Source organism: Kitasatospora sp. NPDC040550 (genome assembly GCF_055594965.1).
Window position 1 is genome coordinate 167,480 of sequence record NZ_JBVIWC010000002.1, and the last position, 23,396, is coordinate 190,875.

At 75.9% G+C, this 23,396-nt stretch carries 17 protein-coding genes; 12 read left to right on the plus strand and 5 right to left on the minus strand.

Going from position 1 to position 23,396, the window contains the following annotated elements:
• Positions 1-56: 56 nt before the first annotated feature.
• Together ACZ58X_RS03565 and ACZ58X_RS03570 are read left to right on the plus strand one after the other, a co-directional pair.
• Positions 57-833: an SDR family NAD(P)-dependent oxidoreductase gene (locus tag ACZ58X_RS03565; protein ID WP_470332028.1), complete on the plus strand. Its 777-nt coding sequence runs from the start codon at positions 57-59 to the stop codon at positions 831-833.
• A gap of 148 nt (positions 834-981) precedes the next feature.
• Positions 982-1,758 (plus strand): GNAT family N-acetyltransferase, encoded by a 777-nt coding sequence (locus tag ACZ58X_RS03570; protein WP_470332029.1) that lies wholly within the window; start codon positions 982-984, stop codon positions 1,756-1,758.
• Between the two features lie 72 nt (positions 1,759-1,830).
• On the opposite strand, the gene ACZ58X_RS03575 is transcribed toward ACZ58X_RS03570, so the two are convergent.
• The 4 genes from ACZ58X_RS03575 to ACZ58X_RS03590 all read right to left on the minus strand — a co-directional run bounded on the left by ACZ58X_RS03575 (position 1,831) and on the right by ACZ58X_RS03590 (position 5,834).
• Positions 1,831-2,928, minus strand: coding sequence for a PP2C family protein-serine/threonine phosphatase (locus ACZ58X_RS03575; protein ID WP_470332323.1), 1,098 nt, complete (start codon positions 2,926-2,928; stop codon positions 1,831-1,833).
• 180 nt (positions 2,929-3,108) lie between these two features.
• Complete coding sequence (locus tag ACZ58X_RS03580) at positions 3,109-3,531, minus strand: MarR family winged helix-turn-helix transcriptional regulator (protein ID WP_360240243.1); 423 nt, start codon at positions 3,529-3,531, stop codon at positions 3,109-3,111.
• 43 nt (positions 3,532-3,574) lie between these two features.
• Positions 3,575-4,891 carry a M48 family metalloprotease gene (locus ACZ58X_RS03585; RefSeq protein WP_470332030.1) on the minus strand — a complete coding sequence of 439 codons (1,317 nt, stop codon included), beginning with the start codon at positions 4,889-4,891 and terminating at the stop codon, positions 3,575-3,577.
• Positions 4,892-5,033: 142 nt separating this feature from the next.
• Positions 5,034-5,834, minus strand: coding sequence for a universal stress protein (locus tag ACZ58X_RS03590; protein ID WP_470332031.1), 801 nt, complete (start codon positions 5,832-5,834; stop codon positions 5,034-5,036).
• 263 nt (positions 5,835-6,097) lie between these two features.
• On the opposite strand from ACZ58X_RS03590, the gene ACZ58X_RS03595 reads away from it, so the two are divergent.
• From ACZ58X_RS03595 to ACZ58X_RS03625, 7 genes are all read left to right on the plus strand, one after another.
• A complete protein-coding gene (locus ACZ58X_RS03595; protein ID WP_470332032.1) occupies positions 6,098-7,234 on the plus strand; it encodes a CapA family protein in 1,137 nt (378 codons plus the stop codon).
• A 429-nt stretch (positions 7,235-7,663) separates the two neighbouring features.
• Positions 7,664-8,410, plus strand: coding sequence for a 2,3-dihydro-2,3-dihydroxybenzoate dehydrogenase (locus tag ACZ58X_RS03600; RefSeq protein WP_470332324.1), 747 nt, complete (start codon positions 7,664-7,666; stop codon positions 8,408-8,410).
• A gap of 61 nt (positions 8,411-8,471) precedes the next feature.
• Positions 8,472-9,683: an isochorismate synthase DhbC gene (gene dhbC / locus ACZ58X_RS03605; RefSeq protein WP_470332033.1), complete on the plus strand. Its 1,212-nt coding sequence runs from the start codon at positions 8,472-8,474 to the stop codon at positions 9,681-9,683.
• Positions 9,680-11,350: a (2,3-dihydroxybenzoyl)adenylate synthase gene (locus ACZ58X_RS03610; RefSeq protein WP_470332034.1), complete on the plus strand. Its 1,671-nt coding sequence runs from the start codon at positions 9,680-9,682 to the stop codon at positions 11,348-11,350. The genes dhbC and ACZ58X_RS03610 overlap by 4 nt, the downstream gene beginning before the upstream one ends.
• Before the next feature lie 51 nt (positions 11,351-11,401).
• Complete coding sequence (locus ACZ58X_RS03615) at positions 11,402-12,052, plus strand: isochorismatase family protein (RefSeq protein WP_470332035.1); 651 nt, start codon at positions 11,402-11,404, stop codon at positions 12,050-12,052.
• Between the two features lie 5 nt (positions 12,053-12,057).
• Positions 12,058-12,291, plus strand: a complete 234-nt coding sequence (locus ACZ58X_RS03620; protein WP_470332325.1) for a phosphopantetheine-binding protein — start codon at positions 12,058-12,060, stop codon at positions 12,289-12,291.
• Positions 12,291-13,058 carry an AMP-binding protein gene (locus ACZ58X_RS03625; protein WP_470332036.1) on the plus strand — a complete coding sequence of 256 codons (768 nt, stop codon included), beginning with the start codon at positions 12,291-12,293 and terminating at the stop codon, positions 13,056-13,058. Before ACZ58X_RS03620 ends, ACZ58X_RS03625 begins: the two co-directional genes overlap by 1 nt.
• A gap of 72 nt (positions 13,059-13,130) precedes the next feature.
• On the opposite strand, the gene ACZ58X_RS03630 is transcribed toward ACZ58X_RS03625, so the two are convergent.
• Positions 13,131-14,318 (minus strand): amidohydrolase, encoded by a 1,188-nt coding sequence (locus ACZ58X_RS03630; protein ID WP_470332037.1) that lies wholly within the window; start codon positions 14,316-14,318, stop codon positions 13,131-13,133.
• A gap of 117 nt (positions 14,319-14,435) precedes the next feature.
• On the opposite strand from ACZ58X_RS03630, the gene ACZ58X_RS03635 reads away from it, so the two are divergent.
• The 3 genes from ACZ58X_RS03635 to ACZ58X_RS03645 are packed head-to-tail and all read left to right on the plus strand — an operon-like array spanning position 14,436 to position 23,348.
• Positions 14,436-21,779: an amino acid adenylation domain-containing protein gene (locus tag ACZ58X_RS03635; RefSeq protein WP_470332038.1), complete on the plus strand. Its 7,344-nt coding sequence runs from the start codon at positions 14,436-14,438 to the stop codon at positions 21,777-21,779.
• Positions 21,772-21,957 carry an MbtH family protein gene (locus ACZ58X_RS03640; RefSeq protein WP_470332039.1) on the plus strand — a complete coding sequence of 62 codons (186 nt, stop codon included), beginning with the start codon at positions 21,772-21,774 and terminating at the stop codon, positions 21,955-21,957. The genes ACZ58X_RS03635 and ACZ58X_RS03640 overlap by 8 nt, the downstream gene beginning before the upstream one ends.
• On the plus strand, positions 21,954-23,348 hold the full coding sequence (locus tag ACZ58X_RS03645; protein ID WP_470332040.1) for a DHA2 family efflux MFS transporter permease subunit: 1,395 nt from the start codon (positions 21,954-21,956) through the stop codon (positions 23,346-23,348). Before ACZ58X_RS03640 ends, ACZ58X_RS03645 begins: the two co-directional genes overlap by 4 nt.
• The last annotated feature ends 48 nt before the right edge of the window (positions 23,349-23,396 follow it).

Sequence of the window (23,396 nt, forward strand, 5' to 3'; positions counted from 1 at the left end):
CGGGCCCGTTGGGCGGAAGCCCGGCCGCCCGCCGCCGCGCTCGGTAGAGTCCCGCCATGGTGACTCTGAACGCCGCGGGGCGGCTGGCCGGCCGTTCCTGCGTGGTGACCGGCGCGGCCAGCGGCATCGGCCGGGCCGTCGCGGAACGCTTCGTCCGGGAGGGCGCGTCGGTGGTGGCCACCGACCTGGACGCCGAGGGGCTGGGCCGGCTGGCCGGGCGGTTCCCGGAGGCGGTCAGCACGGTGGCCGGTGACGTGTCCGTCGACGGGGACGCCCGCCGGATGGTCGCGGCGGCCGTCGAACGGCACGGGCGGATCGACGTGTTGGTGGCCAACGCCGGGGTGATCCCGCTGATGGACATCACCGAGGCGAGCGCCGAGGACTGGGACCGGGTGATGGCCGTCGACGGCCGCGGCATGTTCCTCACCTGCAAGTACGCGATCGAGGCGATGCTCGCCCAGGAGCGGCCCGGCGGCTCGATCGTCTGCCTGTCCTCCATCTCGGGCGAGGCCGGCCAGCGCGGCCAGGCGGTGTACGGGCCCGCCAAGTTCGTCGCCTCCGGGCTGACCAAGCACCTCGCCGTGGAATGGGCGGACCGCGGCATCCGGGTCAACGCCGTCGCCCCCGGCACGATCGGGACCGAGCGGGTCGCCCGGCTGCGGGACGAGCCCGGCGGGCCCGAATACCTGGCGGCGATCGAGAAGCTGCACCCGATGGGCCGCCTCGGCGACCCGGCCGAGGTCGCCGCCGCCGTCCTCTTCCTCGCCTCCGAGGAGGCCTCGTTCATCACCGGGGCCGTCCTGCCGGTCGACGGCGGCTACCTGGCGCAGTAGCGGGCGGGGGCGTACGGCCGGTCAGGCGCCGTCACCGGCATGGCGGCCGCATCCCGGCCGCCCCGCCCGTCCTCGCCGTACGGGGGCGTTCGTGAGCGAGCCGCAAAATGGGTGGCGTCCGCCCGTCGCGTCGTGCTGGAGTGGTCGGATGGATCGTGATCATGTACTCGCCCTGTTCGACCAGCGGATCCGGCGCGACGCGCGGCCGGACGACCCCGGCGTCCGCGTCGAGCGCGACGGCGCCGTGGTGCGCCAGGTGGGTGGCGAGCACGCCTGGAACGGCATCGTCTGGTCCGGCCTGGACGAGGCCGGGGCGGACGCCGAGATCGCCGCGCAGGTCGCCCACTTCACCGGGCTGGGCCTGGAGTTCGAGTGGAAGACCTACACCCACGACCGCCCCGCCGACCTCGGCCGGCGGCTGCTCGCGGCCGGGTTCACCGCCGAACCCGACGAGGCGCTGATGATCGCCCGGATCGCGGACCTGCCCGCTGGCGCGGCACTGCCCGAGGGCGTCCGGCTGGAGCCGGTGACCGACGAGGCCGGGGTGGACCTCATGGTGACCGCCAACGAGCTGGCCTTCGAGAGGGAGTCCCCGACACTGCGCGGGCGGCTGCTCGACCACCTCCGGAACGGCTCGGAGACGCTGCTCATGGTCGTCGCGATGGCCGGCGACCAGCCGGTGAGCTCCGCCCGGATGGAACTCACCCCGGGCACCGGCTTCGCCGGCCTGTGGGGCGGCGGCACCGTCCCCGGCTGGCGCGGTCGCGGCATCTACCGCGCCCTGGTCGCCCACCGCGCCCGCCTCGCCGCCGAACTCGGCTACGAGTACCTCCAGGTCGACGCGAGCGACCAGAGCCGCCCCATCCTGGAACGCCTCGGCTTCGCCCGGCTCAGCACCACCACGCCGTACGTCTACCAGCCGTAGCGGCTCGGGGCGCCGTAACGGGTCGGGCCCGGCCGTGCCCGCCCTCGGGTTCCGGGGATCGTCGGACACGCCCTACGGGAGCCGCTCGACCATGACCATCGCCGCGTCGTCGTCCAGCCGGCGGCCGACGTGTGCCAGCAGGTCGCGGCGCAGGCGGGTCAGCAGGTCGCCGGGGCGATCGGCCTGCCAGGCGGTGACCCGTTCGGTCAGCGGGTAGAAGCGGCGCTGGGCGTCCCGGGCCTCTATCACCCCGTCGGTGTAGATCAGCAGCCGGTCGCCGGGGAGGAACGGGAAGGTCTGCACCTGGTACGAGACCGGGGCGAGCTCGCCGAGGCCGAGCGGCGGCGCGGGGTTGCGGGTGGTGAGCGTGGTGACGCCGTCCGGGCGCAGCAGCAGCGGGGGCGGGTGGCCGCAGTCGATCAGGTGGACGTGCGAGCCGTCGTCGGGGATGTCGATCAGCACGGCGGTGATGAAGGACTCGCCGCCCTCGTCCGGGGCCTCCTCGGCCGGGCGCTGCTGGTGCCGGGAGCGTTCGGCGCGCCGGGCCTCGGCGAGCTGGGCGAGGTCCCAGCAGACGCTGCCGTCCAGGTACTCGGCCAGGCCCGGCAGGTCGGCGTGCAGGTGGGCGGCGGCGCGGAAGGCGCCGAGCAGCAGGGCCGCGTCGCCGAGCGAGGACAGCCCCTTGCCGCGGACGTCGCCGACCAGCAGCCGGGTGCCGTCGGTGGTCCGGGCGGCCGCGTACAGGTCGCCGCCGACCTGCGCCTCGGCCTCGGCGGCCAGGTAGAAGGAGGCCAGGTGCAGCGGTCCGATCCGCTCCGGCAGCGGGCGCAGCAGTACCCGCTGGGCGGCCTCGGAGACGGAGCGCACCCGGGCGAGTTCGCGTTCGTGCCGGTCGCGCAGCACCCGCAGGCCGACGATCAGCGCCGAGACGACCACCTGGGCGCTCAGCTGGGTCTCGATGTTGGCGCTGGTCAGGCCGTCCCGGACGGCGCCGATGACGGTGAGCGCGGCGAGGGCCAGCAGGGCGACCCCGGCGGTGGCCCGCGGGCCGGCGAAGGAGGCGGTGAGGGCCGGGGCGACGATCAGCAGCGGGCCGAGGTGGATCTCCGGCGGGGAGAGGACGTCGACGACGGTGATCACGACGATCAGTGCGAGCGGCAGCGCCGTCATCACTCGGCGGTCGGGCCGCCAGGAGCGGCGGCGGGCGCGGGGACGGGGGTCGTCGGGACGCTGCCGGAGGGGCACCTCTCCTCTGTACACCGTGGGGGCGGTGGGGCGCACCCCGGGACGGGCGGGGCCGGGGTGGGGAGGTGCGGGAGAAGGAGGGCCGGGGTGCCGGTGCGGGCCCGGTCAGTCCTCCTGGCCGTAGCGGGCCAGGTACGCGGCGAAGCGGGCGACGTCCTCGTCGGACCACTCGGTGAAGCGGGCGGTGAAGGCCGTCCGGCGCTGCTCGTTGGCGTCCCGCAGCAGGGTGAGCCCGCCCTCGGTGGCGCGCAGGATCTGGCCCCGCTGGTCGTCCGGGTCGGTCTCGCGGCGCAGCAGGCCGAGCTTCTCCAGCGCGGTGACCTGGCGGCTGACGGTCGACTTGTCGAGCATGAAGTGCGCGGCCACGTCGGCGGCCCGGCAGCCGCCGCGCTCGGTGATCAGATCGAGGATGCTGTACGTGACCAGGGAGAGGTCGGGGTGCAGCTGGGAGGCCTTGTGCCGGGCACGGCGGGCGAAGGCGGTCAGCTCGCGCTGGATGGTGTCGATGGACGACTCGCGGCCGGGCACGGTGTTCCTACCTCCTCGGGATTTGTTGCACTATACAACGGATTCACCCCGGGGTCGCGCGCGTCTCCGCCGCCGGACCGCCGTTCGTGGGGTCCGTGGGGCCCGCGGGGTCCGCGTGGTCCGCGGGTTGTGCCGGGGTTGCCGGGCGGACCGTCGGCCCCTGTCCGGCCTGCCAGGCGCGGGCTGCCGCGATCCGGCGGGTCGCACTCGGGTGAGTGGCGAACAGTAGCTCAAGCAGCCGCGGCGGGTCGACATCCGAGACGTTCACCACCGCCAGTCTGCGCTGCATCGCCACGAACTGCTCGGCGTCCCCGGTCAGTTCGAGGGCGTGCCGGTCCGCCCTGGCCTCGATCCGGCGGCTCACCGCACACTGCACCGGCCCCGACAGCGCGCCGATCAGCGCCGCCAGCGCGGCCAGCAGCGGCAGCGCCCGGGGATCCGCCGCGTCCGCGGCCCCGGCCGCCGCCGGCAGCGGGTGCCAGTCCGCCAGCAGGCCCAGCGCCGCCACCGCCAGCGCGGCACCCACCGCCCCGAGCGCCGTCCCGACCGGCACGTCCCGGTGCTTGACGTGCCCCAGCTCGTGCGCCACCACCAGCTCCACCTCGCGCGGCTCGGCGGCCGCCAGCAGGGTGTCGTACGCGACGATCCGGCGGGTCGCGCCGAACCCGGAGACGTAAGCGTTCAGGGCGGTGGTCCGCCGGGAGGCGTCCGCCACCAGGACGTCCCGCACCCGCACGCCGTCCCGCTCGGCCAGCGCCAGCAGCGCCGTCCGCAGCTCGCCCGGCGGCATCGGGGCGAAGCGGTTGAACACCGGCTCGATCAGCAGCGGGTGGAGGAAGGACAGCGCGGCCGTCAGCAGCGCCGCCGCCCCCGCCGCCGGGAGCCACCAGTGCCGCGGCGACCACCCGGTCAGCGCGAACAGCCCGAGCACCAGCGGCAGGACCAGCAGCAGGGTCAGCCCGAGCGAACGCAGGACGTCCATCGCCCAGCCCGCCCAGCCCTGGGCCACCAGCCCGAACCGGGCCCGGACGGCCCGCACCCCCGCCCCGAACGGCAGCTGCAGCGCCTGGCCCAGCACCACCAGGGCGGCCGCACCGGCCAGCACCCCGGCCGTCCGGGAACCGCCGAACCAGCGGCCGGTGGCGGTCACCAGCGCGGCACCGGCCGGGGTCAGGCCCAGCACCAGGGTCAGCGCCAGGCCCGCCAGGCGGCCGCCGAGCGCCCACGGCAGCTGGGCGCGGCGCAGCGCGCGGCCGCGGGCGCGCTCGGCGGGGGTGAAGTCGGGGGTGACGTCAGGGGTGACGTCAGGGGCAGCGTCGGGGGCAGCGTCGGGGGCTGGGGCGGGCTCGGGCGTCGTCATCGGCGGGGTGGCTCCGGAGGGGTGAGGGCGAGGGCCGGCGGGGCAGAGGCGGGTCCAGCATGTCCTACCGCGGGCGGCGGCCGCCCACGCGTCGCGCCCGTTCGCGGGGTCGCGTCCCCTCGCCCCGCCCCGGCGCGAGGGCTCACCCCTCGGTCTCCGCCGGGCCGGTGGCGCCGTGGACGCCGGCCCGCAGCAGCTGGTGGCCGAGGTCGACCAGAGCGCGGCCGACCGCGAACTCGTCACCGACCGCCGGGGCCGGTGGGTCGCGCGGGTTGCGGCGGGCCAGGGCGTCGCTGTGCAGGACCGTGCCGTCGGCGTCGAGCACGGCGTGCACCCGGGTGGTGTCACGGTCCTCGACCACGTGCAGGCTGAGCTGCCAGTCCTTGGTGCGGGTGGCCTTGGTGCGGGTGGCCGCCGGGGTCCGCTCCTCGGCCGTGGCCGCCGTGGCCGGCGCGGCCGCCGTGACGGCCTTCGGCTGCTGCGGGGCGGAGGCCGTGCCGTCCGCCCGGACGATCACCACCGGGCAGACCCCGTGCACCGCGCAGCGGGAGGACACCGAACCGAGCAGCGTCCGGGCGAAGGCGCCCCGGCCGCTGCTGCCGAGCACCAGCAGGTCCGCGTCCTCGGCCGCGTCCAGCAGCACCTCTGCGGCGTGCCCTAGCACCAGGCTCTCCCGGATCTCCGCCGGGCGCTGCGCCCCGATCACCTCGTTGACCTCGGCGGTCAGCGTGCGGTGCGCGGCCTGCTCGAAGCCCTCGTCGGGCATCGGCGTGAACCACCCGTACAGCGACGGGTACTCCCAGGCCGCCACCGCGTGCACGGCGGCACCGGTGAGGACCGCCTGGCCGACCGCCCAGCGCAGCGCCGCCTTCGACGGCGCCGAACCGTCGATCCCGACCACGATCCGGTGCTCCCCGGCGGGGGCCGACCGACAGCTGGCCATCACCGACCTCCTCGACCGAGCCGCTGTCCCGTCGGCGGCTCTCCTGCCCGCGGCTTCCCCCTCCCCTCCCCCCTCCACGCTGCGCGCCGTGCGGCGGGGGCGCCAGGGACACGATGGCCCGGTGGGGCGGGGGAGAGGGACGGGCGGGCCAGGTGGGGCCGCGGGTGTCCGTCTGTGTCCGGAATGTTGTGGATGCGGGCACAAGCGGTGCCGATTCGGTGGCGTAGGCTGACCGTTTGCATCGACCTCGGGGGGAACCACTCATGCGCCGTGCCGCGGCTGCCGTCGCCGTGCTCGTCGGTCTGACCGTCGCCACCGCCTGCGGGCCGGACGACCCGGAGCCCGGCCCGGCGTCGACCGCCCCGCCGGCCGCGGCACCGTCGGCCTCCGCCGCCGCCACCGGCACGGCCCCCGCCGCCGCCCCCACCAAGGGCGGCGCACCCCGCCCGGACGGCACCATCACCGTCGCCTTCGCCGGGGACGTCCACTTCGAGGGCCGCACCCAGCCCCGGCTGTCCGTCCAGCCGCCCGAGCAGGCCCTCGGCCCGATCTCCCGCACCCTCGCCGACGCCGACCTCTCCGTGCTCAACCTGGAGACCGCGATCACCGGGCGCGGCGCACCCGAACCGAAGACGTACACCTTCCGCACCACGCCCAAGGCGCTGTCCGTGCTCAAGGACTCCGGCGTGGACGTCGTCTCGATGGCCAACAACCACGCCGTCGACTTCGGCGCCGACGGCCTCACCGACACCCTGGCCGCCAAGGACTCCTCGCCCGTCCCGGTGATCGGCGTCGGGCACAACGCCAAGGAGGCGTACGCGCCGTACCTGACCACCGTGCGCGGGGTGAAGGTCGCGGTGGTCGCCGCCAGCCAGGTCGAGGACATCACCAACCAGAAGTGGCGGGCCGGCGCCAACAAGCCCGGCATCGCCTCCGCCCTGGACGTCCCCGCCCTGGTCGCGGCGGTGCAGGCGGCCAAGCAGCAGGCCCCGGTCGTCCTCGTCTACCTGCACTGGGGCGAGGAGGGCAAGGCCTGCCCGACCGCCGCCCAGACCGCCGTCGCCAAGAAGCTCGCCGCCGTCGGGGCCTCCGCGGTGGTCGGCACCCACGCCCACACCATGGTCGGCTCGGGCATGCTCGGCAACACCTACATCGGGTACGGCTTCGGCAACTTCCTCTGGTACGGCACCTCCAACTACGCCTTCTCCAACGAGACCGGCGTCACCACCCTCACTCTCGCCGCCGACGGCAAGGTCAAGGGCGAGGCCTTCGCCCCGGCCACCATCGACGACAAGGGCATCCCCCAGCCGGTCACCGGCGCCGCCGCCGAGGCCGCCCTCAAGCGCCGCGACGGCCTGCGCGGCTGCGCCGGGCTCACCCCGCCCCCGGCCGCCCACTGAGACGACGGCCCGTGCCGTCAACCTGTGGGCGGACACGAGGAACGGGCCACCCGTCGGCTGCCGCTGCCGCTGCCGCTGCGGCGCCCGGGGCACGGCCGCGCCGTCGAGGCCGCCGGAGACCGGTGCCGGGGTTTCCGTGCCGGGGTTTCCGTGTGGAGAACTCCTGAGGGTCCCTGAGGCCGCTCGTCCCGTCGCCGGGGCGGGCGGCCTCTTCGCGTGCCCGGAGGGTATCGGGCGGACCGGGTCGACCTGGGGGTCGGGCGGACCTGGGGGTCGGGTGGATCGGCGGATTGACGGGTGCCCAGGTAGTGGAATCTGTCGAACGGGCCATCGGCGTAGGCGAACAAGTGTGTTAGGTTAGGCTTGCCTAACATCGCTGGTCGGAGGGGAAGTCCTGTGGAACGGTCCGAATTCGCCGGTGTCGTCGCGATGGTCACCGGGGCCGGGCAGGGCATCGGCGCCGCCGTGGCCCGGGCGCTGGTCGCCGAGGGGGCCGTCGTCGCCGCGGTGGACCGGGAGGCCGACCCGCTCGCCGGGATCGCGGCGGAGTCCGAGGCGGTGCACCCGTACGTCCTGGACGTCTCCGACGCCCGAGCCGTCGACGCGGCAGTCGACATGACGGAGCGTCAACTGGGCCCGATCGGTGTGCTGGTGAACGTCGCCGGCGTGCTGCGCCCCGGGCCGGTCCTCGAACTGTCCGACACCGACTGGGCGGAGACCTTCGCCGTCAACACCACCGGGGTGTTCCACACCGGCCGGGCGGTCGGCCGCCGGATGGCCGCGCGGGGGCGGGGCGCTGTCGTCACGGTGGGCTCCAACGCCGCCGGGGTGCCGCGGGCCGGGATGGCCGCCTACGCGGCGTCCAAGGCGGCGGCCACCATGTTCACCCGCTGCCTCGGCCTGGAGCTGGCCCGCTCCGGGGTGCGCTGCAACGTCGTCTCGCCCGGGTCGACCGACACCCGGATGCAGCGCGGACTGTGGGGCGAGGACGCCGAGGCGGCCGAACACCGCGTGATCGAGGGCGACTTGGCGGCCTGGCGGGTCGGCATCCCGCTCGGGCGGATCGCCGCACCCGCCGACGTCGCGGAGGCCGTGCTCTTCCTGGCCTCCGACCGGGCCCGGCACATCACCATGCACGACCTGTACGTCGACGGCGGCGCGACCCTGCGCGCCTGAGGCACCCCCGGGCAACCGCCGACCGCAGACCGTAGACCTGTCCCAGACTGGAGAGACCACCGTGACCACGGTGCACCACGCCCCGCCGACCCCCACCGAGGACGGCCCCGACCGGACCGCCATCGGCACGGCCAGCGGCCTGCTCGGCCAGTACCGGGCCGCCGACGGCGAGGCGTTCCTCGCCTCGCCGACCCGCACCCTGCTCGCCGCCGGCGTGCACGCCCGGGTGCCGCGGGACGCCCGTCCGCTGCCCGTCCGGGTGGCCGAGGCGCTGGCCGGGGCGCGCCGCGACGGGGTCGAACGGCCCCTGGTGGTCGGCGCGGTGGCCTTCGACCACGACGGCCGGGACGAACTCGCCGTCCCCGCCCGGGTCCGCTCCGCCGGGGCACTGCGCGACGACCCGCTGATCGCGCTGCCCGCGCCGCAGGTCGCGCAGGCCGGCTGGCGGATCCGCCCGGTCCCGGAGCCGGAGGCGTACGGTGCGGGCGTCGCGGCCGCCGTCGAGCGGCTGCGCGGCGGGGAGTTGAGCAAGGTCGTGCTGGCCCGCACGCTGGAGCTGACCAGCGACCGGCCGCTCGACCTGCCGGCCGTGCTGCAGCGCCTGGCCCGACGCGACCCCGGCGGCTACACCTTCGCCGTCCCGGCCGGCCCCGGCCGCACCCTGATCGGCGCCAGCCCCGAACTCCTGCTCTCCCGGCGGGGCACGGCCGTGCTGGCCAACCCGCTGGCCGGCTCGGTGCCGCGCAGCGAGGACCTCGGCGAGGACGTCCGGCGCGCCGCCGCGCTGCTGGAGTCGCCCAAGGACCTGCACGAGCACGCCGTGGTGGTGGACGCGATCCGCGCGGCGCTGGCGCCGTACTGCCGCAGCCTGGACGTACCGGAGCGGCCCACCCTGGTGCGGACGGCGGCGATGTGGCACCTGGCCACCACGATCAGCGGCGAGCTGGCCGACCCGGCCGTCTCCGCCCTGGAGCTGGCCTGTGCGCTGCACCCGACCCCGGCGGTCTGCGGCACGCCGACGGACGTCGCCCGCCGGGTGATCGGCGAGATCGAGCCCTTCGAGCGGGGCCTGTACACCGGCATGGTCGGCTGGGGCGACGAGAGCGGTGACGGCGAGTGGGTGGTGACCATCCGCTGCGCGCAGGCGCAGGACCGCACGCTGCGGGTGTACGCGGGCGCCGGGGTGGTCGAGCAGTCCCGGCCGGAGGCCGAACTCGCCGAGACCAGCGCCAAGTTCCGCACCTTCCTGGAGGCCGCGGGGGTGGCGCTGTGACGCCCCTGGACGAGGTGCTGGGCGGATTCACCCCGTACCCGGCCGAGTTCGCCGAGCGCTACCGGGCGGCCGGCCACTGGCGCGGCGAGACCTTCGGGCGGATGCTGCGCGAGCGCGCCGCCGCGCACGGCGACCGGATCGCCGTTGTCGACCCGGGCGGCCACTCGGTCGCGGCGGGCGAACGGCGCTGGACGTACGCCGAACTCGACCGCCGGGCCGACCGGATGGCCGCCGGCCTGCTCGCCCGCGGGCTCCGGGCCGGGGACCGGGTGGTGCTCCAACTGCCCAACGCCGCCGAGTTCTTCGAGGTGGTCTTCGCCCTGTTCCGGATCGGTGCGCTGCCGGTCTTCGCGCTGCCCGCGCACCGCTCGACGGAGATCTCGCACTTCTGCTCGTTCACGGGCGCCGTGGCGTACGTCGTCCCGGGCGTCGAGGGCGGCTTCGACCACCGCGAACTCGCCACCCGGGTGCGGGCGGAGAACCCGGACCTGCGGCTGGTGCTGGTGGCCGGTGAGGACCCGGGCGGGCACCTGCGGCTGGCGGACGTGCCCTGCGACGGGCCCGGCCCCGCGCGCGAACCCGAGCCCGGGGACGTCGCGTTCCTCCAGCTCTCGGGCGGCAGTACCGGGGTGCCGAAGCTGATCCCGCGCACCCATGACGACTACATCTACTCGCTGCGCGGCTCGGTCGAGCTGTGCGCGCTGGACGGGCGCAGCGTCTACCTGTGCGCGCTGCCCGCCGCCCACAACTTCCCGCTCAGCTCGCCCGGTTCGCTCGGCACGCTGTACGCGGGCGGCCGGGTGGTGCTCTGCCCGCAGCCCAACCCCGAGACGGCCTTCCCGCTGATGGGGCGCGAGGGCGTGACCGTCACCGGGCTCGTCCCGCCGCTCGCGCTGCTGTGGCTGGATGCCGCCGAGCGCGGCGCCCGCGGCCACGAGAGCCTGGAGGTGCTGCTGGTCGGCGGCGCCAAGTTCAGCGAGGAGGCGGCCCGGCGGGTGCGCCCGGTGCTGGGCTGCACGCTCCAGCAGGTGTTCGGGATGGCCGAGGGCCTGGTCAACTACACCCGGCTGGACGATCCGGAGGAGCTGATCGCCACCACCCAGGGCCGGCCGATCTCCGTCGACGACGAGGTCCGGGTGGTCGACGATCAGGACCGCGACCTGCCCGACGGCACCACCGGGCACCTGCTCACCCGCGGCCCGTACACCATCCGCGGCTACTGGAACGCCCCCGGGCACAACGCCGCCTCCTTCACCGCGGACGGCTTCTACCGCACCGGTGACCTGGTCCGCCGGCTCCCCAGCGGCCACCTGGTGGTCGAGGGCCGGGCCAAGGACCAGATCAACCGGGGCGGCGAGAAGGTCGCCGCCGAGGAGATCGAGAACCACCTGCTCGCCCACCCGGCCGTGCACGACGCGGCGGTGGTGTCGATGCCCGACCCGTACCTCGGCGAACGCACCTGCGCGTACGTCGTGCTCCGCGCCGAGCACCGGGAACAGCCGCCGAAGGGAGTCGAGTTGAAGCGCTTCGTGCGTGGGCGCGGACTGGCCGACTACAAGGTGCCGGACCGGGTGGAGTTCGTCGACGCCTTCCCCGCCACGGGGATCGGCAAGGTCAGCAAGAAGGATCTCCGGGCCGCCATCGCGGCCTCCCTCCCCGCTTCGTGACAGCCCCGTCACCCCCCCATCACCCCCGTGAATCCGAGGAGTTCGACCATCGTGGGCCTGCCCCGCATTCCCTCCTATCCGCTGCCCGCCGCCGGGGAGCTGCCCGCCAACCGGGTCTCCTGGACGGTGGACCCGGCCCGCGCCGTGCTGTTGGTGCACGACCTGCAGAACCACTTCCTGGACGCGTTCCCGGGCGACGCCGCCCCTGTGCCCGAACTCCTCGACAACGTCGCAGGGTTGACCGCCGCGGCCCGCGCGAGCGGGGTGCCGGTCGTCTACTCCGCGCAGCGCGGCGGGCAGAGCCCGGCCGAACGCGGACTCCAGCAGGACTTCTGGGGCCCCGGCATCCCCGACGACCCGCGTGCCACCGCGGTCGCCGACGCCGTCGCCCCGGCCGGGGGCGACACCGTCCTCATCAAGTGGAAGTACAGCGCCTTCGTGCGCACCGAGTTGGCGCGGCTGCTGCGCGACCAGGGCCGCGACCAGCTGGTGATCACCGGGGTGTACGCCCACATCGGCGTGCAGGCCACCGCCTGCGACGCCTGGATGCAGGACGTCCAGGCCTTCGTGGTGGCCGACGCCGTCGCCGACTTCGGGCCGGACGAGCACCGCGCCGCACTGGAGTGGATCGCCGGGCGGTGCGGGGTGGTCACCACCGCGGACGTCGTACTCGCAGCACTGGAAGGGACGGACGGGAAGTGACGGACGTGCACGCAACCGGCTTCACGGTGGAGCGGATCCGGGCCGAGGTCGCCGACCTGCTCGGCGAGGACCCGGCGGACATCCCGCTGGACGAGAACCTGGCCGACTGGGGGCTGGACTCGATCCGGCTGATGACCCTGGCCGAGCGCTGGCGGGCCGAGGGCGCCCAGGTGGAGTTCGTACGGCTCGCGGAGCGGCCGTCCGTCGAGGCCTGGGCCGGACTGCTGGGCGTGGCCTGATGGAGGCGGTCGTACGGGAGGCGGGCGCGGGCCAGGCGGGCGGGGAGCGTCCTTCCGCGGCGGATCCTTCTGCGGGGGAGGGCCCGGCCGGGCTGCTGGCGGCGGAGGGGCTGGTCCTGTCGGAACCGCTGCGGTCCGGCCCGGCTGTGGAGTACCCGGCCACCACCGTGGTCGGCCCGGTCGAGGCCCAGGCGGCCCGGACCCCGCTGGCTCCGGCGCTGGTGCTCGCGGACGGCGGGGCGGTGACGTACCGGGAGCTGAACGCCTCGGCCAACCGGCTGGCCCGGGCACTGGCCCGGCGCGGTGCCCGGCCGGGCACGGTGGTCGGGCTTGCGCCCGCCGGCCGCCCGGAGGAACGGCTGACGGCGGTGCTCGCGGTCGCCAAGTCCGGTGCGGCGTGGCTGTCGCTGGACCCGGCGGACCCGCCCGGGCGGCGGGACTGGCTGCGCGCTCAGAACGAGCTGGTCTGCGTGCTGGGGGAGGGGACGCCGGGTGCGCCGGGAGGCCTCGACACCACCGGCGAGCTGGACACCGATCCGCCGCGCGCGCTCACCCCGCAGCACCTGCTCAGCGTCGGGTACGGCCCGGGCGGGCGCCCGGCCGCCGTCCGGCTGACCCACGCCGAGGCGGACCGGCGGATCCGCGAGCTCCAGGCCGCCCACCCGATCGGCCCGGGCGACCGGGTGCGGCAACTGCGGCTGCCGCACTGGGGGTTCCTCTGGCCGCTGCGGACGGGCGCGGCAGTGGTGCTGGCGGGTGGCGGCTGACGGGTGACAGCGAACAACTTTCAGCGAACAGATGATGAAAGTTGAAATCTGTTTGCTGAAAGTTGTCATCTGTTATCTGTCACCCGTCAGCTGTCCTCCCGTCAGCCCCCGCCCCCCCGCCAGGTCCATCGCCGTCCACGCCATCGCCACCGCGCCGTCCAGCAGGGCCCGTTCGCCCTCCGCTCCGACCGCCGCCGCGGCGAAGGCCGCCTCGTGCGGTGCGCAGGAGCCCCCGGTGATGTCCAGTACCGGATGGATGGAGGGCACCACGTGCGAGACGTTCCCCATGTCCGTGCAGGCGAACGGTCCGCGCTCCACCGGCTCCGGCCGGCCCAGTGCCGCCGCGTTGGCGCGCCAGTGCGCGAGCAGCGCGGGGTCGGAGCGCATGTCCAGGTAGTCCGGCTCGGGCCTGGTCAGCTCCACCTCGCAGCCGGTGGCCAGCGCCCCGGCCCGGAAGCAATCCTCGACCCGGGCCCGCAACTGCGCGAGGTCCTCGGCCGCCGAGGCGCGGATCTCGTACTCGGCGCTCGCGCTGTCGGGGATCAGGTTCGGGGCCGTCCCGGCCGCCGTGGTGATGCCGTGCACCCGCCACTGGGGCGGGAGTTGCTGGCGCAGCAGGCCGAGCGCGACCTGCGCGACGGTGAGCGCGTCGGCGGCGTTGCGGCCCTCGTGCGGGTTGAGGCTGGGGTGGGCGGCGCGCCCGGTGTAGCGGACGGACAGGGTGCCGAGCGCGAAGGAGCGGAAGTCGGCGACCTCGACCGGGCAGGGGTGCACCATCATCGCCGCGTCCACCCCGTCGAAGGCCCCCGCCTCCAGCAGCAGGGCCTTGCCGGCCCCGCGTTCCTCGGCCGGCGCGCCGATTACCCGTACGGTGAGCCCGAGTTCGTCCGCGTACGGGGCGAGCCCGAGCGCCGCGCCGACGCCGGCGGCGGCGATCAGATTGTGCCCGCAGGCGTGCCCGAGGCCGGGGAGGGCGTCGTACTCGCAGACCAGCGCGACGGTGACCGGCCCGCTGCCCAGGCTCGCGGTGAACGCGGTGGCCAGGCCGTGGGCGGGTGCGGTGACCGAGTAGCCGTGGGAGCGCAGCAGTCGGGCGCACCAGGCGGCCGCCCGGTGTTCCTCGAAGGCGGTCTCGGGGTGGGCGTGGATGCGGTGGCTGAGCGCCAGCAGTTCGGCCGTGTGCGCGTGGACGCGGTCGCGGACGGCCTGCTTGGCCGCGCTCGGCGCCTGGTTTTGCGCCTGGTTGTGGGTCTGGGCCATGGGCGTCTCCGGGATGTCAGGGGCGCGGCCGCACCGGGCCGTTGACCAGATCGTATGAAGTTAGATTAGGCTAACCTAAGTAAGGCGTTCCGGATCCCCCGAGGAGCTCTCCGCACCATGCCCGCCGTCGAAACGCAGCCCGTCGATCAGCAGCCCGCCGGGGCCCGGCCCGCCGACGTCCCGCTGCTCGCCGCCCAGGCCGCCGTCTGGTACGCCCAGTCGCTCGACCCCGCCAGCCCGGTCTACAACACCGGCGACGCCGTCGAGATCACCGGACCGCTCGACGAGAAGGCCTTCGAGGCGGCCCTGCGGCAGACGGTGGACGAGGCCGAGGCCCTCGGCGCGGTCGTCGTCACCGGCCCGGACGGCACCCCGCGCCAGCGCCTGAACCCCGGTCACCGCTGGCCACTGCACCGCCTCGACCTGCGCGCCGCTGAGGACCCGGCCGCCGAGGCCGAGGCCTGGATGCGCGCCGACCTCGCCCACCCGGCCGACCTCACCACCGGCCCGCTGTTCACCCAGGCCCTCATCCGGCTCGCCGACGACCACCGGATCTGGTACCGCCGGATCCACCACCTCGCCGTCGACGCCTACGCGTTGACCCTCCTCGGCGACCGCGTCGCCGCCCACTACACCGCCCGCACCACCGGCGCCGAGCCCGGCCCCAGCCCCTTCGCCCGCCTCGCCGAGGCTGCCGCCGAGGAGGCCGCCTACCGCGCGGGCGAGGACTACCGCACCGACCGCGCCCACTGGTCCGCCCACCTCGCCGGCACCGACGCCCCGGCCGTCCTGCCGGGCACCCCCGCCGAGCACCCCTGGGCCACGCCCACCCCGCTGCGGCTGACCGCCACCCTCCCCGCCGGCACCCGCGAGCGCCTGGAGCGCGCCGCCACGGCGGCCCGCGCCACCTGGGCCGAACTCCTCCTCGCCGCCACCGCCGGCTACCTGCACCGCCTGACCGGCGCCGAGGACGTCCTGCTCGGCCTCCCGCTCGCCAACCGCCGCGGCCCCGCCGCCCTGCGCACGCCCGTCGCCGCCGCCAACGTCCTGCCGCTGCGCCTCGCCGTCCGCCCCGCCGACACCGCCGAGGACCTGCTGCGCCAGGTGGTCCGCGCCATGCGCACCGCCCGCCGCCACCAGCGCTACCCGCTGGAGGACCTGCGCCGCGACCTCGGCCGCACCGGCGGACGCCGGGCCCTGTTCGGCCCGATGGTCAACATCAAGGCCTTCGAGGCCGACCTCGACCTGGCCGGCCTGCCCGGCGTGGTCCGCAACCTCGCCGCCGGGCCGGTCGACGACCTCGCCGTGAACGTCTCGCCCGGCCCCGACGGCGGCCTGCGCCTGGTCCTCGACGCCGACCCGGCCCGCCACGGCGCCGACTCACTGGCCGCCCACCGCGACGGCCTGCTGCGCTACCTCGACGCCCTCGCCGAGCTGCTGCTCACCGACCCGAGGACGCCGATCGCCCGGATCGACCTGCTGGACGCCGACGCCCTGCGCCGCGCCACCGAAGGCCGCACCGAACCCCCGGTCGAGCGGACCCTGCCCGAGCTGTTCTCCGCTCAGGCCGCCCGCACCCCGGACGCCGTCGCCGTCCGCTGCGGCGAAACCGCTCTCACCTTCCGCGAGTTGGAGCGCCGGTCCGACCGCCTCGCCCACCGGCTGCGCGCCCTCGGCGTCCACGGCGGCGCGCCCGTCGCGCTCGCCCTGCCGCGCAGCGCGGACACCCTGGTCGCGATGCTCGCCGTGCTCAAGGCCGGCGGCGCCTGCGTCAGCCTCGACCCGGCCCACCCCCGGCAGCGGCTCGCCGCCGTACTGGCCGACGCCCGCCCGGTCTGCGCGGTCGGCACCCCCGAGGTGCTCGCCGACCTCGACCTGCCGCCCGGCCTGCCCACCGTCCGGCCGTCCGAGGCCGCGACGCAGCACGCCCAGGACACGCCGGAGACCCCCGAGGCGCCCTGGCCGGCCCCGCGCCTCCACGACGCCGCCTACGTGCTGCACACCTCCGGCTCCACCGGCCGCCCCAAGGGCGTGGTCGTCACCCACGCCTCGCTCGCCAACCTGCACGCCAGCCACGGCGAGGACCACATCGCCCCCGCCGTCCGCCGCACCGGCCGCGAGCGCCTGCGCATCGCCCACAGCGCCTCCTTCGCCTTCGACGCCTCCTGGGACCCGGTGCTGTGGATGGTCCACGGCCACGAACTCCACCTGCTCGACGACGCCACCTACCGCGACCCGGCCGCCCTCGCCGCCCACCTCCACCGCGAGCGCATCGACTACCTCGACGTCACCCCCTCCTACCTCGAAGTCCTCCTCGCCGAAGGCGTGCTGGACGAGGACCGGCACCGCCCGTCGGTGCTCGCGGTCGGCGGCGAGGCCACCCCGCCCGCCCTCTGGCAGCGGCTGGCCGCCGTCCCCGGCCTGCACCCGATCGACCTCTACGGCCCCACCGAGACCACCGTCGACGCCTACGCCTGGACCCCGGGCCCGGACGGCGCCCCGGTCGGCCGGGTGGTGCGCGGCTCCCGCGCCTACGTCCTGGACGGCTCGCTGCGCCCCGCGCCCGACGGTGTGACCGGCGAACTGTACGTGGCCGGCGCCTGCCTGGCCCGCGGCTACCTCGGCCGCCCCGACCTCACCGCCGAACGCTTCCTCGCCGACCCCTTCGGTCCGCCCGGCGACCGGATGTACCGCACCGGCGACCTCGTCCGCCGCCGCCCATGGGGGTCCCCCCGGCCGGAGGCTGGGGGAGGCACCCTGGAGTTCCTCGGCCGCGCCGACGACCAGGTGAAGATCCGGGGCTTCCGGATCGAACCCGGCGAGATCGCCGCCGTCCTCGCCCAACTGCCGGGCGTGGCCCAGGCCGTGGTGATCGCCCGGCCCGGGCCGCAGGGCAAGCGACTGCTGGGCTACGTCGTACCCGCCACCGGTTCGGTTCCGGCCGCCGGTTCGCCCGCCGGCTCCGAGGGTCACCCCGCCGCCGCGCTCCCCGACCCCGAGGCGCTGCGCGCCGCGCTCGCCGCCCGGCTGCCCGCCCACATGGTCCCGGCGGCCGTCCTGCTGCTGGACGAACTGCCGCGCACCGCCCACGACAAGCTGGACCACCGCGCCCTCCCGGAGCCCGCCGCCAGCACCCCCGGCGCGGCCGCCGCCACCCCGCAGGAGGAAGCGGTCTGCGGGCTGTTCGCCGACGTCCTCGGCCTGCCCGCCGCACCCGGGCGGGAGGACTCCTTCTTCGACCTCGGCGGCCACTCCCTGCTCGCCGGCCGCCTGGCCGCCCGGCTGCGCGAGACCTTCGCCGCACCGGTCGCCTTCGCCGACGTCTTCCGCCACCCCACCCCGGCCGCCCTCGCCGCCCTGCTCCGGCCCGAACCGCACGGCGAGCGGCCCGAGGCCGGGCCCGAACCCCGCCCCGCCCTGGTGCCCGTGCCCCGCGCCGACCGGATGCCGCTCTCGCCCGCCCAGCGCGGCCTCTGGTTCCTGCACCGGCTCGAAGGCCCCAGTCCCACCTACAACATCCCGCTCGCCCTCACCCTCACCGGCCCGCTCGACCGCGCCGCCCTCACCCTCGCCCTCGGCGACCTCGCCGCACGGCACGAAGTCCTGCGCACCGTCTACGGCGAGGAGCCGGACGGCACGCCGTACCAGCGGATCCTGGCGCCCGCGCCGGTCGAACTCCACGACGGCGACGGCGCGATCGACGGCGCGATCGACGGCGGGATCGACGGCGAGAGCGAGAGCGACGGTACCGGGGCGATGACCGAGGCCGTCCGGTACGCCTTCGACCTCACCGCCGAACCCCCGCTGCGCGCCACGCTGTTCGGCCACGGCCCCGAGCGGCACACCCTGCTCCTGCTGCTCCACCACATCGCGGGCGACGGCGCCTCCACCACCCCGCTGCTGCACGACCTCGCCGCCGCCTACACCGCCCGGCAGGCCGGACGCGCCCCCGAACTCACCCCGCTGGAAGTCCAGTTCGCCGACCACGCGGCCTGGCAGCGACAGCTGCTCGGCACCGCGGACGCGCCCACCCCGCTCGCCGTACGGCAGACCGAGCACTGGCGTACCGCCCTGGCCGGCCTGCCCGACCAGCTCGACCTGCCCACCGACCGCCCCCGCCCGCCGGTGGCCGGCCACGACGGCGCCACCGTCCCCTTCGCCCTCGGCGCCGAGGCGCACTCCGCGCTCGCCGCGCTCGCCCGCGCCACCGGCAGCACCGTGTTCATGGCCGTCCAGGCCGCCCTCGCCGCGCTGCTCACCCGGCACGGCTGCGGCACCGACATCCCCGTCGGCACCCCGCTCGCCGGGCGCGAGGACGAACGGACCGCCGCCCTGGTCGGCTACTTCGTCAACTCCGCGGTGCTGCGCACCGACACCGCCGGCGACCCGTCCTTCCGGGAGCTGCTCCGGCGCGTGCGCGGCACCGTGCTGGCCGCGCACGAGCACGCCGACCTGCCCTTCGACCGCCTGGTCGAGGAGCTCAACCCGGCCCGCTCGCTCGCCCGCCACCCGCTGTTCCAGGTGATGCTCGCCTGGCAGAGCCGCGCCGACGAACCCGTCGCGCTGGGCGGCGGCCTGACCGCCGAGATCGCCGCGATCCCCAGCGGCACCGCCAAGTTCGACCTCACCCTCAACGCGGGGGAGCGGCCCGGCGGCGGCATCGGCGGCTTCCTGGAGTACCGCACCGACCTCTTCGACCCCGCCACCGCGACCGCCCTCGCGGACCGCCTCACCCGGCTGCTCACCGCCGCCGCCACCGAACCGGACACCCCGATCGGCCGGCTGCCGCTGATCAGCGCGGTGGAGCACCGGCGCGCCCTGGTCGAGTGGAACGGCGCCGCCGCACTCCCCGCCCCGCCGGATGCCACCCTGCCCGAGCTCTTCGAGGCCGCGGCCGCCGCCAACCCCCGCTCCATCGCGGTCAGTTACGGCGACGAACGGCTCGACTACACCGAACTCGCCGCCCGCGCCGACCGCCTCGCCCGCCTGCTGGCCGCCCAGGGCATCGGCCCCGGCACCATCGTCGCCCTCGCCCTGCCCCGCTCGGTCGACCTGGTCGTCGCCCTGCTCGCGGTCGCCAAGTCCGGCGCCGCCTACCTGCCGCTCGACCCCGACTACCCGGCCGACCGCCTCGCCTACATGCTGGCCGACGCCTCCCCCGCCGCCCTGCTCACCGACCGGGCCACCGCCCCCCGGCTGCCCGCCCACGCCGTCCCCCGACTCCTGGTCGACGGGCCGGAGTCGGCGCGGTACCCGGCCACCCCGCTGGCCCAGCACGAACGCACCCGGCCGCTGCGTGCCGAGGACACCGCGTACGTCATCTACACCTCCGGCTCCACCGGCCGGCCCAAGGGCGTGCCCGTCACCCACCGCAACGTCGCCCGGCTGTTCCGCTCCACCGACCACTGGTTCGGCTTCGACGACCAGGACGTCTGGACCCTCTTCCACTCCTACGCCTTCGACTTCTCGGTCTGGGAGCTGTGGGGTGCGCTGCTGTACGGCGGCCGACTGGTCGTCGTCCCGCACCTGGTCAGCCGCGACCCGGCGGCCTTCCTCGACCTGCTCGCCCGCGAGCGCGTCACCGTGCTCAACCAGACCCCGTCCGCCTTCTACCAGCTCAGCGCCGCCGACCGGGACCGCCCGGGCAGCGAACTCGCCCTGCGGTACGTGGTGTTCGGCGGCGAGGCGCTCGAACTCGGCCGCCTGGACGACTGGTACTCCCGGCACCCGCAGGACGCCCCGACCCTGGTCAACATGTACGGCATCACCGAGACCACCGTGCACGTCTCGTACATCGCCCTCGACCGGGCGAGCGCCGCCGCCACCAGCAGCAGCACCATCGGCGTCAACATCCCCGACCTGCGGGTCTACGTCCTGGACCAGCACCTCCAGCCCGTCCCGCCCGGCGTCACCGGCGAGATGTACGTCGCCGGGGCCGGCCTGGCCCGCGGCTACCTCGGCCGCCCCGACCTCACCGCCACCCGCTTCGTCGCCGACCCGCACGCCGAGCTGTTCGGCGAGCGGGGCACCCGGATGTACCGCTCCGGCGATCTTGCCCGCCGCCGCGCGGACGGCGTACTGGAGTACTTCGGCCGCGCCGACCAGCAGGTCAAGCTGCGCGGCTTCCGGATCGAACTCGGCGAGATCGAGGCCGTGCTGGCCGCCCACCCGGCCGTCGCCGACGCCGCCGTGGTGGTCCGCGAGGACACCCCCGGGGACCAGCGGCTGGTCGGCTACGCCGTGGGCACCGCCGCACCCGAGGCCCTGCGCGCCCACGCCGCCGCCGAACTGCCCGCCCACATGGTGCCCTCCGCCGTGGTCCTGCTCGACCGGCTGCCGCTGACCGCCAACGGCAAGCTCGACCGCCGCGCCCTGCCCGCCCCCGAGGCCCCCGCCGCCGGGGCCGGCCGCCCGCCCCGCAGCCCGCGCGAGCAGCAGCTCTGCCAACTCTTCGCCGAAGTCCTGGGCCTGGAGACGGTCGGGGTCGAGGACGACTTCTTCGCGCTCGGCGGCCACTCCCTGCTGGTGGTCCGGCTGGCCGGCCGGATCCGCGAGGTGCTCGGCCTGGAGGTCGGCATCGGCGCGCTGTTCCAGGCCTCCAGCGTGGCCGCGCTCGACGCCGCCCTGTCCGAGGGCGCCCCCGGCGCCGACGCCCTGGACGTCCTGCTCCCGCTGCGGCCCACCGCCCCCGGCCGGCGCGCCCCGCTGTTCGCGATCCACCCGGCCGGCGGCCTCAGCTGGTGCTACACCGGCCTGATCCGCCACCTCCCGGCCGACGTCCCGCTCTACGGCCTCCAGGCCCAGGGCGTCGGCGCCGCCACCGTCGGCGAACCGCTGCCCGCGACCATGGAGGAGCTGGCCGCGCACTACGCCGACCGGCTGCGCGAGGTCCAGCCGGAGGGGCCGTACCGGCTGCTCGGCTGGTCCACCGGCGGGATCATCGCCCACGCCGTCGCCGTCCGGCTCCAGGAACTCGGCCGGCGGGTCGAACTGCTCGCGATCCTGGACGCCTACCCGGCCGAGGGCTTCCGCGAACTGCCCGTCCCGGACCAGGCCGAAGCCCTGGAGGCACTGCTCACCATGGGCGGCTTCGGGCCCGACGACCTCGCCGGGCAGCCGCTCGAACTCGACGCCGTGATCGAGCTGCTGGGCCGCGAGGGCAGCCCGCTGGCCGGGCTGGACCGGGCCACCGTGACGGCGCTCAACGAGATCTACCTCAACACCAACCACCTGGTGCGCGGCTACGACCACCGGCCCTTCCACGGTGACGTCCGGTTCTTCCGGGCCACCGTCGACACCATCGACGAGGCCCTGGTGCCCGAACTCTGGGCCCCCTACGTGACCGGCCGGATCGTCAACACCGACGTGGCCTGCTCGCACAAGGACATGACCCTGCCCGCCCCGATCGCGCACATCGCCGGCGTGATCGCCGACCACCTGGAGAACTGCGACCATGAGTGACGCCCCCGTCAACCCCTTCGACGCCGACGGCGCGTTCCTGGCCCTCGTCAACGACCAGGGCCAGCACTCGCTGTGGCCCGCCTTCGCCGCCGTCCCGGCCGGCTGGGGCGTCGCCCACGGCCCCTGCGCCCGCCCCGACGCCCTGGCCTGGATCAGCGCGCACTGGACCGGCCTGTGACCCCTCCCGCCGTCGCGTCCCCGGCGCGCCCCCTGCTCGCGGGGCGCGCCGCCGTGGTCGTCGTGTACACCGCCGCGATGTGCATGAACGGCCTCGACTCGACCATCGTCAACCCCGCGCTGTACCGGATCGCCGAGGACTTCGGCCGGCCCGTCCCGGCGGCCAACTCCGTCGAGACCGCCTTCCTGGTCGGCCTGGCGCTCGGCCTGCCGGTGGCCGGCTGGCTCGGCGACCGGTACGGTGTGAAGCGGGTCTTCCTCGGCGCGCTCGCCGTCTTCACCCTCGCCTCCGCGCTCTGCGCCGCCGCCCCCGGCCTCGGCACCCTGGCCGCCGCCCGCGCCGTCCAGGGCGTGGCCGGCGGGCTGCTCACCCCGGTCGGCATGACCCTGCTGTTCCGCGCCTTCGCGCCGGAGGAGCGTCCGCGCCTCGGCCGGATCCTGATCGTGCCGACCGCCCTGATGCCCGCCCTCGGACCGCCCCTCGGCGGCTTCCTCACCGAACACCTCTCCTGGCACTGGCTGTTCCTGGTCAACCTGCCGGTCGGCATCGCCGCCGTGGCGCTCGGCCTGACCGCCCTGCGGACCGAGCCGGAACCCCCGGTCGGCCGCTTCGACACCCGCGGCTTCCTGCTCGCCACCCCGGGCCTCGGCCTGCTCACCTACGCCCTCGGCTTCGGCCCGGCCCACGGCTGGACGGCGCCGGCGGTCTGGCTCGGCGGCCTCACCGGAGCCGTCCTGCTGGGGCTCGCGGTACGGAACCAACTGCGCTCGCCCGAACCGCTGGTGGACCTGCGGCTGCTCGCCGACCGCTGCTACGGCGCGGCGAGCTGGCTGGCCCTGCTCACCTCGGCCGGGCTGATGGGCGCCCTGTTCGTGCTGCCCCTGCTCTACCAGGCCGCCCGCGGCGCCACGGCCCTGGACGCCGGGCTCAGCGTCTTCCCGGAGGCGATCGGCCTGATGGCCGCCTCCCAGGTGGTCGACCGACTGCTGCCCGGGCTCGGCCCGCGCCGCCTCGCGCTGCCCGCCCTGCTGCTGGCCGCGGCGGTCCTCGCCGCCCTCGGCCTCGCCGAGAACCCCTGGGCCGTACGGGCGTTGATGTTCGCCGTCGGACTGGTGCTGGGCACCGCCGTGCTCACCGTCCAGATCGCCGGCTTCGCCGACGTGCCACCGCCCGCCATGGGCCGGGCGATGGCCCTGTTCACCATCCTGCGCACCCTCGGCGGCGCCCTCGGCATCGCCGCCACCGCCGCCCTGATCGGGGCCCTCGGCGACGGCGCCGACCCCACCCCGTACCGGCTCGCCCTGGCCCTCACCGCCGCCCTGGTCGCCGCCGGAGCCCTCCTCGCCCGCCGCCTCCCGGCCCAGGGCCCGCCCCCGCCCCCGGCGGGCTGAGGACTGAGGAGGACGCGATCGGGGCGGGCGGGAGGAACCTCCCGTCCG

Bases quoted from the DNA above. Each gene is read 5' to 3' on its own strand.
- ACZ58X_RS03565 (WP_470332028.1), top strand. From the start codon at position 57: ATGGTGACTCTGAACGCCGCGGGGCGGCTGGCCGGCCGTTCCTGCGTG.
- ACZ58X_RS03570 (WP_470332029.1), top strand. From the start codon at position 982: ATGGATCGTGATCATGTACTCGCCCTGTTCGACCAGCGGATCCGGCGC.
- ACZ58X_RS03575 (WP_470332323.1), bottom strand. From the start codon at position 2,928: ATGACGGCGCTGCCGCTCGCACTGATCGTCGTGATCACCGTCGTCGAC.
- ACZ58X_RS03585 (WP_470332030.1), bottom strand. From the start codon at position 4,891: ATGACGACGCCCGAGCCCGCCCCAGCCCCCGACGCTGCCCCCGACGCT.
- ACZ58X_RS03590 (WP_470332031.1), bottom strand. From the start codon at position 5,834: ATGGCCAGCTGTCGGTCGGCCCCCGCCGGGGAGCACCGGATCGTGGTC.
- ACZ58X_RS03595 (WP_470332032.1), top strand. From the start codon at position 6,098: ATGCGCCGTGCCGCGGCTGCCGTCGCCGTGCTCGTCGGTCTGACCGTC.
- ACZ58X_RS03600 (WP_470332324.1), top strand. From the start codon at position 7,664: ATGGTCACCGGGGCCGGGCAGGGCATCGGCGCCGCCGTGGCCCGGGCG.
- ACZ58X_RS03625 (WP_470332036.1), top strand. From the start codon at position 12,291: ATGGAGGCGGTCGTACGGGAGGCGGGCGCGGGCCAGGCGGGCGGGGAG.
- ACZ58X_RS03630 (WP_470332037.1), bottom strand. From the start codon at position 14,318: ATGGCCCAGACCCACAACCAGGCGCAAAACCAGGCGCCGAGCGCGGCC.
- ACZ58X_RS03635 (WP_470332038.1), top strand. From the start codon at position 14,436: ATGCCCGCCGTCGAAACGCAGCCCGTCGATCAGCAGCCCGCCGGGGCC.
- ACZ58X_RS03640 (WP_470332039.1), top strand. From the start codon at position 21,772: ATGAGTGACGCCCCCGTCAACCCCTTCGACGCCGACGGCGCGTTCCTG.